This window comes from Pseudomonas fluorescens Q2-87, assembly GCF_000281895.1.
GTDB classification, from domain to species: Bacteria; Pseudomonadota; Gammaproteobacteria; order Pseudomonadales; family Pseudomonadaceae; genus Aquipseudomonas; species Aquipseudomonas fluorescens_S.
The window spans coordinates 896,069-909,244 of the sequence record NZ_CM001558.1; the positions used below are offsets into that span (position 1 = coordinate 896,069).

At 60.7% G+C, this 13,176-nt stretch carries 16 protein-coding genes; 5 read left to right on the plus strand and 11 right to left on the minus strand.

The window, feature by feature from the left end; all coding sequences use genetic code 11:
• The first annotated feature begins 5 nt into the window (after positions 1-5).
• Positions 6-1,448, plus strand: a complete 1,443-nt coding sequence (gene tldD, locus PFLQ2_RS23615; protein ID WP_003177994.1) for a metalloprotease TldD — start codon at positions 6-8, stop codon at positions 1,446-1,448.
• Positions 1,449-1,595: 147 nt separating this feature from the next.
• Here tldD and yjgA read toward each other — a convergent pair whose 3' ends face one another.
• Complete coding sequence (yjgA, locus tag PFLQ2_RS23610) at positions 1,596-2,120, minus strand: ribosome biogenesis factor YjgA (protein ID WP_003177995.1); 525 nt, start codon at positions 2,118-2,120, stop codon at positions 1,596-1,598.
• A 152-nt stretch (positions 2,121-2,272) separates the two neighbouring features.
• On the opposite strand from yjgA, the gene pmbA reads away from it, so the two are divergent.
• Positions 2,273-3,619, plus strand: coding sequence for a metalloprotease PmbA (pmbA, locus tag PFLQ2_RS23605; protein ID WP_003177997.1), 1,347 nt, complete (start codon positions 2,273-2,275; stop codon positions 3,617-3,619).
• Between the two features lie 205 nt (positions 3,620-3,824).
• On the opposite strand, the gene PFLQ2_RS23600 is transcribed toward pmbA, so the two are convergent.
• The 10 genes from PFLQ2_RS23600 to PFLQ2_RS23555 all read right to left on the minus strand — a co-directional run bounded on the left by PFLQ2_RS23600 (position 3,825) and on the right by PFLQ2_RS23555 (position 10,828).
• Entirely contained in the window at positions 3,825-4,100 is a 276-nt protein-coding gene (locus tag PFLQ2_RS23600; RefSeq protein ID WP_003177999.1) for an HPr family phosphocarrier protein, read from the minus strand.
• Positions 4,101-4,115: 15 nt separating this feature from the next.
• Positions 4,116-4,973, minus strand: coding sequence for an RNase adapter RapZ (gene rapZ / locus PFLQ2_RS23595; protein ID WP_003178001.1), 858 nt, complete (start codon positions 4,971-4,973; stop codon positions 4,116-4,118).
• A gap of 2 nt (positions 4,974-4,975) precedes the next feature.
• Positions 4,976-5,440: a PTS IIA-like nitrogen regulatory protein PtsN gene (gene ptsN / locus PFLQ2_RS23590; RefSeq protein WP_003178002.1), complete on the minus strand. Its 465-nt coding sequence runs from the start codon at positions 5,438-5,440 to the stop codon at positions 4,976-4,978.
• Positions 5,441-5,452: 12 nt separating this feature from the next.
• Positions 5,453-5,761: a ribosome hibernation-promoting factor, HPF/YfiA family gene (gene hpf, locus PFLQ2_RS23585; protein ID WP_003178005.1), complete on the minus strand. Its 309-nt coding sequence runs from the start codon at positions 5,759-5,761 to the stop codon at positions 5,453-5,455.
• A gap of 76 nt (positions 5,762-5,837) precedes the next feature.
• Complete coding sequence (locus tag PFLQ2_RS23580; protein WP_003178007.1) at positions 5,838-7,331, minus strand: RNA polymerase factor sigma-54; 1,494 nt, start codon at positions 7,329-7,331, stop codon at positions 5,838-5,840.
• Positions 7,332-7,494: 163 nt separating this feature from the next.
• Positions 7,495-8,220, minus strand: a complete 726-nt coding sequence (lptB, locus tag PFLQ2_RS23575) for an LPS export ABC transporter ATP-binding protein (protein ID WP_003178009.1) — start codon at positions 8,218-8,220, stop codon at positions 7,495-7,497.
• Positions 8,220-8,765 carry a lipopolysaccharide transport periplasmic protein LptA gene (gene lptA, locus PFLQ2_RS23570; RefSeq protein ID WP_003178011.1) on the minus strand — a complete coding sequence of 182 codons (546 nt, stop codon included), beginning with the start codon at positions 8,763-8,765 and terminating at the stop codon, positions 8,220-8,222. Before lptA ends, lptB begins: the two co-directional genes overlap by 1 nt.
• Complete coding sequence (gene lptC, locus PFLQ2_RS23565; protein ID WP_003178012.1) at positions 8,752-9,321, minus strand: LPS export ABC transporter periplasmic protein LptC; 570 nt, start codon at positions 9,319-9,321, stop codon at positions 8,752-8,754. The genes lptA and lptC overlap by 14 nt, the downstream gene beginning before the upstream one ends.
• Before the next feature lie 7 nt (positions 9,322-9,328).
• Positions 9,329-9,853 (minus strand): KdsC family phosphatase, encoded by a 525-nt coding sequence (locus tag PFLQ2_RS23560; protein ID WP_003178014.1) that lies wholly within the window; start codon positions 9,851-9,853, stop codon positions 9,329-9,331.
• Positions 9,854-10,828, minus strand: a complete 975-nt coding sequence (locus PFLQ2_RS23555) for a KpsF/GutQ family sugar-phosphate isomerase (protein WP_003178016.1) — start codon at positions 10,826-10,828, stop codon at positions 9,854-9,856.
• Between the two features lie 274 nt (positions 10,829-11,102).
• Between PFLQ2_RS23555 and PFLQ2_RS23550 the strand changes: the two genes are divergently transcribed.
• From PFLQ2_RS23550 to mlaD, 3 genes are read left to right on the plus strand one after another with little or no spacing between them, the layout of a single operon-like run.
• A complete protein-coding gene (locus PFLQ2_RS23550; protein ID WP_003178018.1) occupies positions 11,103-11,912 on the plus strand; it encodes an ATP-binding cassette domain-containing protein in 810 nt (269 codons plus the stop codon).
• Complete coding sequence (gene mlaE, locus PFLQ2_RS23545; protein WP_003178019.1) at positions 11,912-12,709, plus strand: lipid asymmetry maintenance ABC transporter permease subunit MlaE; 798 nt, start codon at positions 11,912-11,914, stop codon at positions 12,707-12,709. Before PFLQ2_RS23550 ends, mlaE begins: the two co-directional genes overlap by 1 nt.
• On the plus strand, positions 12,709-13,176 hold the full coding sequence (gene mlaD / locus PFLQ2_RS23540) for an outer membrane lipid asymmetry maintenance protein MlaD (protein WP_003178020.1): 468 nt from the start codon (positions 12,709-12,711) through the stop codon (positions 13,174-13,176). Before mlaE ends, mlaD begins: the two co-directional genes overlap by 1 nt.

Below are 13,176 nucleotides of genomic sequence, written 5' to 3' on the forward strand. Positions count from 1 at the left end.
AACATATGAGCGGGTTGTTGTCCTCAGTCAGTGAACACCTTCTTGCCCCCGGCGGCGTCACCCTGGAAAGCCTGCAAGGCGTACTGGGCGACCTGGCCGGTCCGGGCATCGACGCTGCCGACCTGTATTTCCAGGGGCAGATTTCCGAGTCCTGGTCGCTGGAAGACGGCATCGTCAAGGAAGGCAGTTTCAACCTCGACCAAGGTGTGGGCGTACGGGCCCAGTCCGGTGAAAAGACCGGTTTTGCCTATAGCAACGCCATCACTCTCGAAGCCTTGGGCGCTGCTGCCCGTGCGGCCCGCTCGATCTCCCGGGCCGGGCAGAACGGCACGGTCCAGGCCTTCAGCAGCCAGGACGTGGCGCAGTTGTACGCGCCGGATAACCCCCTGGAAGTCATGAGCCGCGCGGAAAAGGTCGAATTGCTCAAGCGCATCGACGTCGCCACCCGTGCCCTCGACCCCCGTATCCAGCAAGTCTCGGTGAGCATGGCCGGGGTCTGGGAGCGCATCCTGGTGGCGTCCACCGATGGCGGCCTGGCGGCGGACGTGCGACCGTTGGTGCGATTCAACGTCAGCGTGATCGTCGAACAGAATGGCCGTCGCGAACGTGGCGGCCATGGTGGCGGTGGACGCACCGATTACCGCTATTTCCTCACTGAAGACCGCGCCATGGGCTACGCCCGCGAAGCGCTGCGCCAGGCGCTGGTCAACCTCGAAGCTATCCCGGCCCCGGCGGGTACGCTGCCGGTGGTGCTGGGCTCCGGCTGGTCCGGTGTACTCCTGCATGAAGCGGTGGGCCATGGCCTGGAAGGAGACTTCAACCGCAAGGGCAGTTCGGCCTACAGCGGACGCATGGGCGAAATGGTCGCCTCGAAACTCTGCACCATCGTCGATGACGGCACCCTGGCCGGGCGCCGCGGCTCCTTGAGCGTCGACGACGAGGGCACTCCAACCGAATGCACCACGCTGATCGAGAACGGCGTGCTCAAGGGCTACATGCAGGACAAGCTCAACGCCCGGCTGATGGGCGTGGCCCGTACCGGCAATGGCCGCCGCGAATCCTACGCGCACCTGCCGATGCCGCGCATGACCAACACCTACATGCTGGGTGGCCAGAGCGACCCTGCGGAAATCATCGCTTCGGTGAAAAGGGGCATCTATTGCGCCAACCTCGGCGGTGGCCAAGTGGACATCACCAGCGGCAAATTCGTCTTCTCCACCAGCGAGGCCTACCTGATCGAAGACGGCAAGATCACCGCCCCGGTCAAGGGCGCGACCCTGATCGGCAACGGACCGGAGGCGATGAGCAAGGTATCGATGGTCGGCAACGATTTGAGTTTGGACAGCGGCGTAGGGACGTGTGGCAAGGACGGGCAATCGGTGCCGGTGGGTGTCGGCCAGCCGACCTTGAAGATCGACGCGATTACCGTGGGTGGCACGGGCGCGTGAAAATATTCAGGGGCCCCGTGGCGAGGGAGCTTGCTCCCGCTGGGCTACGCAGTAGCCCCAATGCGGTCGCTGCGCAACCGAGCGGGAGCAAGCTCCCTCGCCACGGTCATTGCTACCCTGGCAAGGGAGTGATGAGCCAGTGAACGATCAGCGCAGGCCGCGTTGGGTTTCGTCCAGCTCACGGATGTACTTGAAGATTTTACGGCTCGAGGCCGGCGGCTTGTTCTGCGCCACTTCGTGCTGGGCCTGACGGATCAGGGAGCGCAATTGCTGGCGATCGGCCTCCGGGTAGTCGATGACGAATTTTTCCAGGGTGCCGTCATCGCCTGCGATCAAGCGATCGCGCCAGCGTTCCAGGTTGTGGAAACGTTCGTTGTACTGCCGGGTGGAGGCATCGAGTTGATCGAGCAGAACCAGAATGGCGTCAGTGTCCTGATCGCGCATCAGCTTGCCGATGAACTGCAGGTGCCGTTTACGCGCGATATTCGCGGTGTGCTTGGGCGCATCGGCCAGGGCCCGGCGCAAGGCGTCGGTCAAGGGCAGTTTGGCCAGCAAGTCAGGCTTGAGTGTTGTCAGGCGCTCGCCGAGGTCAACCAGAGCATGCAGCTCGCGTTTGACCTGGGATTTGCTTTTTTCACCCTCGTAGAGGGAGTCGTCGTAAGAATCAACCATGGTGGCAGTCCGCAAAGAAACGCCGCCATGATAACCAGTCGGGGGCCGCTTGTCCGGCCCGGTCGCTCGAAGGCCTCGGGTTTGTACGCAAAGTTGCGTAGGCACCGTGCATGCAAACCCGGCCCGAAAATAGAATTTGAGTGGAGAACACCATGAGTGCAGTTCAGAGCGTCGGCCCGCAAGCATTGCCGGCACTGCAGGAACAAGTCGAGCAGATCCTTGCGCAGGCCAAGCGCCAGGGCGCCAGCGCGTGTGAAGTGGCAGTGTCCCTCGAGCAGGGCCTGTCGACGTCGGTGCGCCAGCGTGAGGTGGAAACCGTCGAATTCAATCGCGACCAGGGTTTCGGTATCACCTTGTACGTGGGTCAGCGCAAGGGTTCGGCCAGCACGTCGGCCAGCGGCCCGGATGCGATCCGCGAAACCGTCGCTGCGGCACTGGCAATTGCCAAGCACACCTCGGAAGACGAGGCCTCAGGCCTGGCCGATGCCGCGCTGATGTGCAAGGAACTGCGCGACTTCGACCTGTTCCACGCCTGGGACATCACTCCCGAGCAGGCCATTGAGCAGGCACTGCGTTGCGAAGCGGCGGCGTTCGAGGCTGACAGTCGGATCAAGAACGCCGACGGCACCACCCTCAATACCCACCAGGGCTGCCGCGTCTATGGCAATAGCCATGGGTTCATTGGCGGTTATGCGTCGACCCGCCACAGCCTCAGCTGCGTGATGATCGCCGAGGCCAACGGCCAGATGCAGCGCGATTATTGGTACGACGTGAGTCGCCAGGGCACGCTGCTGGCGGATCCGGTAAGCATCGGTGTGAAAGCTGCGCAGCGGGCGGCCAGCCGCCTGGGCGCACGGCCGGTGCCGACTTGTGAAGTGCCTGTGCTGTTTTCCGCCGAGTTGGCCGGTGGGCTGTTCGGCAGCTTCCTGTCGGCGGTGTCCGGTGGCAACCTGTACCGCAAATCGTCGTTTCTGGAAGGTGCGCTGGGTCAGAAACTGTTTCCGGAATGGATGACCATCGACGAACGTCCGCACCTGATGCAGGCCATGGGCAGCTCTGCGTTCGACGGTGACGGCCTGGCGACCTATGCCAAGCCGTTCGTGGAAAACGGCGAGCTGGTGTCCTACATCCTGGGCACTTATTCGGGCCGCAAGCTCGGCATGCCGAGTACCGCCAACGCTGGCGGCGTACATAATCTGTTCGTGACCCATGGCGAGGAAGACCAGGCCGCTTTGCTGCGGCGGATGGGGCGAGGCCTGCTGGTGACCGAACTGATGGGCCATGGTCTGAACATGGTCACTGGTGACTATTCCCGTGGTGCGGCGGGATTCTGGGTCGAGAACGGCGAAATCCAGTTCCCGGTCCAGGAAGTGACCATCGCTGGCAACATGCGCGACATGTTCAAGCAGATCGTGGCCGTGGGCAACGACTTGGAGCTGCGCAGCAACATCCGCACCGGTTCGGTGCTGATCGAGCGAATGACGGTGGCGGGTAGCTGACGTTAAATTGCAGTTAAAGGCGCGTCATCCTAGCGGGTGACGCGCTTTTTTTATGTTTGAGGAATCCCTGTGGCGAGGGAGCTTGCTCCCGCTCGGCTGCGCAGCAGCCGCAAAAATCTCAACAACAGCGAAAGACATGAAGGCCCTGATAGACAGGGTCTGCTTCGCAGACCAGCGGGAGCAAGCTCCCTCGCCGCGGTGGGGGCTATTCGCCCTCGTCGAAATAGTTGTTGATCAGCGCCACCAGGGCATCCAGCGCCTCCTGGGCCTGTTCGCCTTCGGTTTCGAGATGGATCTTGGTGCCTTTTCCGGCCGCGAGCATCATCATCGCCATGATGCTTTTGCCATCGATCAGGCTCTCAGGGCTGCGCCCAACCCTTATCTTGGTCTCCGGGAACTTGCCCGCTACGCCAACGAACTTGGCCGATGCCCGGGCATGCAGGCCCAGCTTGTTGATGATTTCAATTTCCCGAGCAGGCATCGCGATGTGAATCCTTTAGCTGAGGTCGCGGTGGCGAACCTGGACATTCTTCAGGGATTGTTGCAGGAGCTGACCCAGGCGTTCGGTCAGGTAGACAGAGCGGTGATGGCCACCGGTACAGCCGATGGCAATGGTGACATAGGCGCGGTTGCTCGCGGCAAAGCGAGGCAGCCATTTGAGCAGGTAGCTGGAAATATCCTGGTACATCTCCTCGACATCCGGCTGTGCGGCCAGGTAGTCGATCACCGGCTGGTCGAGCCCGGACTGCTCGCGCAATTCCGGCTTCCAGTAGGGATTGGGCAGGCAGCGCACATCGAACACCAGGTCGGCGTCTACCGGCATGCCGCGCTTGAACCCGAACGACTCCACCAAGAATGCCGTGCCCGGCTCCGGCTGGTTCAGCAGGCGCAACTTGATCGTGTCGCGCAATTGATACAGGTTCAGGTGCGTGGTGTTGACCTTCAGGTCCGCAAGGTCGGCGATGGGCCCGAGCAATTGGCTTTCGTCGTCGATGGCTTCGGCCAGGGAGCGATTGGCATTGCTCAGTGGGTGACGCCGGCGGGTTTCGGAGAAGCGCTTGAGCAGTGTTTCTTCATCGGCGTCCAGATAAAGCACATCGCATTGGATGTGCCGGCTGCGCACTTCTTCCAGCAGCTCGGGAAACCGCGACAAATGGCTTGGCAGGTTGCGCGCATCGATGGAGACAGCCACCAGCGGCTGCGCCAGCTCGGTATGGATCAGGGCGCGCTCGGCCAGTTCCGGCAGCAGGCCGGCGGGCAGGTTATCGATGCAATAGTAGCCACTGTCCTCAAGCACGTTGAGGGCCGTGCTTTTACCGGAGCCGGAGCGGCCACTGACGATGATCATGCGCATTGTTAATGACCGTTCTGCTCGTCCAGGACTACCTGATACAAGGCTTCGTTGCTCGGTGCGCTGCGCAGTTTTTCGCGCACTTCCTTGCGGTCCAGCATGCTGGCGATCTGGCGCAGCAGCTCAAGATGCGCATCGGTCGCCGCTTCCGGAACCAGCAATACGAACAGCAGGTCGACCGGTGCGCCGTCGATGGCGTCGAAATCTATGGCGGCTTCAAGGTGCAACAGTGCGCTGATTGGCGCGGCACAGCCCTTGAGGCGGCAGTGAGGAATGGCGATGCCGTTGCCAAAACCGGTGGAACCGAGTTTTTCACGGGCAACCAGGGCCTCGAAGACGTCCTGCATTTCCAGATCCGGCACTTCGCGGTGGATCAGGTTGGCGATTTGTTCGAGGGCTTTCTTTTTACTGCCACCCGGCGCGTTCACCATGGAACGGCCGGGGGTCAGGATGGATTCTAGTCGGATCATGGATTGGGGGGGTTAACGACCGGTTGCGCCCTGAAGGAGGCTCTGGGTCTTTTCCTTATGCTTTTTGAGTTGGCGATCCAGCTTGTCGGTCAGCAGGTCAATTGCGGCATACATGTCTGTGTGCTCCGCGTTGGCAACCACCTCTCCGCCGGGAATATGCAACGTGGCTTCGATTTTCTGCAGCAGCTTCTCGACGTTCATCGTGACTTGCACGTTGGTGATCTTGTCGAAATGCCTCTCCAAACGGTCGAGTTTTTCGCCGATGTAGGTGCGCAGGGGTTCGGTCACTTCCAGTTGGTGTCCACTGATGTTGACTTGCATACAGCTTCTCCTTCGTTGCCAGTGCATAAAGCGGCAGGCAGAAATGCCTGCCACTGGAACGCTGTGGCGTGGCCTGTTACATCAACCGCTTGCGTTCGCTCGAAGGTGCGATCCCGAGGGACTCGCGGTATTTGGCGACGGTACGGCGGGCCACCTGAATGCCTTGTGCCTCCAGTAAACCAGCGATCTTGCTGTCACTCAACGGCTTTTTCTGATTTTCCGCGGCCACCAGTTTTTTGATGATCGCGCGGATGGCCGTGGACGAGCATTCGCCGCCTTCGGAGGTGCTGACGTGGCTGGAGAAAAAGTATTTCAATTCATAGATGCCCCGTGGGGTATGCATGAATTTCTGCGTGGTTACCCGGGAAATCGTCGACTCGTGCATGCCCACTGCTTCGGCAATGTCATGCAGGACCAACGGTTTCATCGCTTCGTCGCCATACTCCAGGAAGCCGCGCTGGTGCTCGACGATCTGGGTGGCCACTTTCATCAGGGTTTCGTTACGGCTTTGCAGGCTCTTGATGAACCAGCGCGCTTCCTGCAACTGGTTGCGCATGAAGGTGTTGTCGGCGCTGGTGTCGGCGCGTCGAACGAAACCGGCGTACTGGGCGTTGACCCGCAGCTTGGGCACCGATTCCTGGTTCAGCTCCACCAGCCAGCGGTCGTTGTGCTTGCGCACGATCACGTCGGGCACCACGTATTCGGGTTCGGTGGATTCGATCTGCGAGCCGGGGCGCGGGTTGAGGCTCTGGACCAGCTCGATGACCTGGCGCAGCTCATCTTCCTTGAGCTTCATGCGGCGCATCAGTTGGCTGTAGTCCCGACCGCCGAGCAGGTCGATGTAGTCGGTGACCAGCCGCTTGGCTTCGGCCAGCCAAGGCGTCTTGACAGATAGCTGGCGCAATTGCAGCAGCAGGCATTCGCCCAGGTTGCGAGCGCCGATGCCGGCCGGTTCGAACTGCTGGATGCGATGCAGGACAGCCTCGATTTCGTCCAGCTCGATGTCCAGCTCAGGATCGAAGGCTTCGAGGATCTCTTCGAGGGTCTCGTCCAGGTAGCCCTGGTTGTTGATGCAATCGATCAGGGTGACGGCGATCAGGCGATCGGTGTCGGACATCGGCGCCAGGTTCAATTGCCACAGCAGGTGGCTTTGCAGGCTTTCGCCGGCGGATGTGCGGGTGGTGAAGTCCCACTCGTCGTCATCGCTGCTCGGCAGGCTGCTGGCGCTGGTCTGGTAGACATCTTCCCAGGCTGTGTCCACCGGAAGGTCGTTGGGGATGCGTTCGTTCCATTCGCCATCCTCGAGGTTATCCACCGTCGGGGCGGCTTCCTGGTAGGACGGTTCCGGGATTTCCGTGTTGCTCTTCTGCTCGATGTTGTCGGCCAGCGGATCGGTGTTGTCGAAATCGTCGCCTTCTTCCTGGCGTTCGAGCATCGGATTGGACTCCAGCGCCTCCTGGATTTCCTGTTGCAGGTCCAGGGTCGACAATTGGAGCAGGCGGATGGCCTGTTGCAGCTGCGGTGTCATCGTCAGCTGCTGGCCCATTCTCAAGACTAGCGATGGTTTCATGGCAGGGGCTTAACACCTTATTCGCCGGCGCACATGCGCCATCCACTACAGGGCGCCGAAGCGCCAAACTTAAGCAAATTATATGCCTGAAACTGAAGTGTTTGCCTAGGGCGTCGCCATAATAAATTAGCGACGCCCGGGTGATTTGCCAGACACTTTGCGCTTACAGGCGGAACTCATGGCCCAAGTACACTTCCTTGACCAGGTCATTGGCCAGGATGGCCGCGGAATCGCCTTCGGCGATCAGTTGGCCATCATTGACGATATAGGCGGTTTCGCAGATATCCAGGGTCTCGCGCACGTTGTGGTCGGTGATCAGCACGCCGATCCCCTTGGCCTTGAGGTGGTGGATGATCTGCTTGATGTCACCTACCGAGATCGGGTCCACGCCGGCAAACGGCTCGTCGAGCAGGATGAATTTCGGTGCGGTGGCCAGGGCGCGGGCGATTTCCACGCGACGGCGTTCGCCGCCGGACAGGCTCATGCCCAGGTTGTCGCGAATGTGGCTGATGTGGAATTCCTGCAGCAGGCTTTCCAGCTCCTGGCGGCGACCGGCCTTGTCGAGTTCCTTGCGGGTCTCGAGGATGGCCATGATGTTGTCGGCCACCGACAGTTTGCGGAAGATCGACGCTTCTTGCGGCAGATAGCCGATACCGGCCTTCGCACGGCCGTGCATCGGCTGGTGACTGACGTCCAGGTCGTCGATCAGTACGCGACCCTGATCGGCCTGGACCAGCCCGACGATCATGTAGAAACAGGTGGTCTTGCCCGCGCCGTTAGGGCCGAGCAGGCCGACGATCTGGCCGCTTTCGATGGACAGGCTGACGTCGCGCACGACCTGGCGGCTCTTGTAGCTCTTGGCCAGGTGCTGAGCTTTCAGAGTTGCCATTACTGGGCCTTCTGCTCGGTTTTCTTTTTAGGCTGGATCACCATGTCGATCCGCGGACGCTGCTCGGTCACCTTGCTGCCGGTGGCGCGACCGGCGCTGGCGAGTTTCTTGTTGGTGTCGTAGACGATTTTCTCGCCCTGGGTGACGTTGTTGTCTTTGTCGACGACCTTGGCGCGGTCGATCAGCACAACGCGGTCCTGGGAGGCGTGGTACTGGATGGTCACGCCATAACCCTGCACAGGCTTGGTATCGCCAGCGGTCTGCAACTGCTCGAAATAGGCGAGGTTGCCCACCGAGGTCACCACATCGATGTCGCCGGTCTGGGTACGGGTAATGGTCACGGTGTTGCCGGTGACCTTCATCGAGCCCTGGGTGATGATCACGTCACCTTTATAGGTGGCTACGCCGTTCTTGTCGTCCAGTTGGGCGTCGTCGGCCTGGATGCGGATAGGTTGGTCGCGGTCGGTGGGAAGAGCCCAGGCGCTCGCGCTTCCCAGTGCTGCGCCCAGACTGAGCAAAATAGGGAGGGTTTTAGCGAGCTTCATACTGTCCTCTTACGTTCGATAGCAGGTGTATCCTGCTTTCCTTCAAATACGCCTTCATTCCCGTGCCGGTCGATACACCACCGGCGCCGTCGATTCTAACGGGTTGCTCGGTCTGCGCATATTGTTGCTGCGGGAACACGGTCATGCGAGTGCTGGTGATGATGGTCGTGCGATTTTTCTCATCGGTCCGGGCAACGCGTACCGAGTCGATCAGTTCCACTTCGGTGCCGCCGGAATTGACTTCGGCGTGCTCGCTCTGCACGTGCCACGGAAACTCGGTGCCGCGGAACATGTTCAGGTCCGGCTTGGTCACCAGCGTAATATCGGTGGCCTTGACGTGGTCGACCTTGTCGGACGTCATTTCATACTGCACTTTGCCGTCAGGCAGGTATTGCAGCGTATGGGTATTGGTGGCGTACCAGTCGATTTTTTCCTCGATCTGGACCGCGGGTTGGTCGAGAAACCGTTCCGGGCTGATATTCCAGTAGCCCACCGCGGCGAAAATCGCCGCGATACAGCCAAACACCAGGATGGTGCGGATCTTTTTGCTTAGCATGATTGGCTCACAGGTACGCGGCGTTGGCCGCTTCGAGGCGGCCCTGGGCACGCAGGATCAGTTCACAGAATTCGCGGGCCGCCCCTTCGCCGCCTCGCGCCGTGGTGATGCCGTGGGCGTGTTCGCGTACGAAGCCGGCCGCGTTGGCAACCGCCATGCCCAGGCCAACACGGCGGATCACCGGCAGGTCTGGCAGGTCGTCACCCAGGTACGCCACTTGTTCATAGCTTAGGTTGAGTTGACCCAGAAGCTCGTCCAGCACCACGAGTTTGTCCTCGCGTCCCTGATAAAGGTGCGGGATGCCGAGGTTCTTCGCGCGTCGCTCCACTACCGGAGTCTTGCGGCCGCTGATGATAGCGGTTTGCACGCCGGCGGCCATCAGCATCTTGATGCCTTGGCCGTCGAGGGTGTTGAAGGTCTTGAACTCGCTGCCATCCTCGAGGAAATACAGGCGACCGTCGGTCAGCACGCCGTCCACGTCGAATACCGCCAGCTTGATGGCTTTGCCGCGTTGCAACAGGTCTTCATTCATTTACATGACTCCCGCACGCAGCAAGTCGTGCATGTTCAGGGCGCCCACCGGACGGTCTTCGTCGTCGACGACCACCAGGGCGTTGATCTTGTGGTCTTCCATGATTTTCAGGGCCTCGGCGGCGAGCATCTCGGGCCGGGCCGTCTTGCCGTGGGGTGTCATGACCTGGTCGATGGTCGCACTGTGGATATCGATGGTGCGGTCCAAGGTGCGGCGCAAGTCGCCGTCGGTGAAGATCCCGGCGAGCTTGCCATCGGCTTCGAGTACCACGGTCATGCCCAGGCCCTTGCGGGTCATTTCCATGAGCGCGTCCTTGAGCAGCGTGCCGCGCTGCACCCATGGCAACTCCTGGCCGGCATGCATCACGTTCTCGACTTTCAGCAGCAGGCGACGGCCCAGGGCGCCACCGGGATGGGAGAAGGCGAAGTCTTCGGCAGTGAACCCCCGGGCTTCCAGCAGGGCCACGGCCAGGGCATCGCCCATCACCAGGGCGGCGGTGGTGGAGGAAGTCGGCGCCAGGTTCAACGGGCACGCTTCATGCTCGACATGAACGTTGAGATTCACTTCGGCGGCCTTGGCCAGCGCGGAATCCGGATTGCCGGTGATGCTGATCAACTGGATGCCCAGGCGTTTGATCAGCGGCAGCAACGTGATGATTTCATTGGTTGAGCCTGAGTTGGACAGGGCCAGGATAACGTCGTCCCGGGTGATCATGCCCATGTCGCCGTGGCTGGCTTCGGCCGGATGGACGAAAAACGCCGTGGTGCCCGTACTCGCCAGGGTGGCGGCGATCTTGTTGCCGATATGTCCGGACTTGCCCATGCCGACCACGACCACGCGGCCCTTGCTGGCCAGAATCATCTCGCATGCGCGTACGAAATCAGCGTCGATATGGGGCAGCAAGCCTTGTACGGCTTCGAGCTCGAGGCGGATGGTACGTTGTGCCGATTGAATCAGGTCGCTGGATTGGCTCATGTCAGAAATCGTATAGCCCAATGAAAAGGCGGCGATTATAGCGGCAATGAACAATTCCCTCACGTAAGTTCGTCATGCTTTGTTCGAATGGTCCGTCAGGTCGATATAAAGTGGGCCTTTTACTGGCGAGCGGACTGAATGGGCACGGGCTTGGGCCTTGGGCGCATGGTGGTTGCAGTGATATAGTTCGCCGCTGGTTCGGGTACCCGGCGTCATCGACGTCTGTCGACTGGCCAGGGCATTCGAATGTGAGGCTGCATCGCAAGGAGTTTAGATGAGTGCCGACAACGCCTACGCGGTCGAGCTGAAGGGATTGTCCTTCAAGCGAGGGACGCGCAGCATCTTCAATGACATCGATATTCGCATTCCACGCGGCAAGGTCACCGGCATCATGGGGCCTTCCGGGTGCGGCAAGACCACGCTGCTGCGCCTGATGGGCGCACAACTGCGGCCCAGCGCCGGCGAAGTCTGGGTCAATGGCCAGAATCTTCCCGAGCTGTCGCGTAGCGACCTTTTCGATGCGCGCAAGCACATGGGCGTGCTGTTCCAGAGCGGTGCGCTGTTCACAGACCTCGACGTGTTCGAGAACGTGGCATTTCCCCTGCGGGTGCATACCGACCTGCCGGAAGAGATGATCCGCGACATCGTGCTGCTCAAGTTGCAGGCCGTCGGGCTGCGTGGCGCCATCGACCTGATGCCGGACGAGTTGTCCGGTGGCATGAAGCGTCGGGTCGCACTGGCGCGGGCGATCGCCCTCGACCCGAAGATCCTCATGTACGACGAACCCTTCGTCGGGCAGGACCCGATCGCCATGGGCGTACTCGTGCGCCTGATCCGCCTGCTCAACGATGCGCTGGGCATCACCAGCATCGTGGTATCCCACGACTTGGCCGAGACCGCCAGCATCGCTGACTACATCTATGTAGTCGGCGATGGCCAGGTGCTGGGGCAGGGGACGCCCCAGCAGTTGCAGGATTCGGACAACCCGCGCATTCGCCAATTCATGAAGGGTGATCCGGACGGGCCGGTGGCGTTCCATTTTCCGGCCACGGATTACCGTACCGATCTGTTGGGGAAGCGCTGATGCGCAAAAAATCATTGTTGGAAAGGATTCGTCTGTTCGGCCGTTCCGGCATCGACGTAGTGGCGGTGCTGGGCCGCTCCTCGTTGTTCCTGATGCACGCATTGCTCGGGCGCAGCTCGACCGGTGGCGGTTTTGGCCTGCTGGTCAAGCAGTTGCATTCGGTGGGCGTGATGTCCCTGGTGATCATCGTCGTCTCGGGGATTTTCATCGGCATGGTGCTGGCGCTGCAGGGCTTCAGCATCTTGTCCAGCTACGGTTCGGAGCAGGCGGTCGGGCAGATGGTTGCGCTGACACTGTTGCGTGAGCTCGGGCCCGTGGTCACCGCGCTGCTGTTCGCCGGGCGTGCCGGTTCGGCGCTGACGGCCGAAATCGGTAACATGAAATCCACCGAACAGTTGTCCAGCCTGGAAATGATCGGTGTCGACCCGCTTAAATACATCGTTGCCCCACGCCTGTGGGCCGGTTTCATTTCCCTACCGGTGCTGGCGATGATCTTCAGCGTCGTCGGGATCTGGGGAGGCTCGTGGGTGGCCGTCGACTGGCTGGGGGTCTATGAAGGCTCCTACTGGTCCAACATGCAGAACAGCGTCGACTTTCTCGACGATGTGCTCAATGGCGTGATCAAGAGTGCCGTATTCGCCTTCGTGGTGACCTGGATCGCCGTGTTTCAAGGCTATGACTGTGAGCCCACGTCAGAGGGGATCAGCCGTGCCACCACCAAGACCGTGGTATACGCCTCGCTGGCGGTCCTGGGCCTTGACTTTATTCTGACCGCCTTGATGTTTGGAGATTTCTGATGCAAAACCGCACCCTGGAAATCGGTGTCGGCCTTTTCCTGCTGGCTGGCATCCTGGCTTTGCTGCTGCTGGCCCTGCGGGTCAGTGGACTGGCGCCGACCGCGAGCACCGATACTTATAAACTTTACGCCAACTTCGACAATATCGCCGGTTTGACGGTCAGAGCCAAGGTGACGATGGCCGGTGTCACTATCGGCAAGGTCACGGCAATCGATCTGAATCGCGAGGACTTTACCGGTCGGGTGACGCTGCAGTTGGAAAAGCGCGTGGATAACCTGCCAACCGATTCCACTGCATCTATCCTCACGGCTGGGCTGCTGGGTGAGAAATACATCGGCATCAGCGTGGGTGGGGAAGACACCGTGCTCAAGGACGGTGGGGTGATCCACGACACGCAGTCATCGCTGGTGCTTGAGGACCTGATCGGTAAATTCCTGCTCAATACCGTTAGCAAAGACGCCAAATGA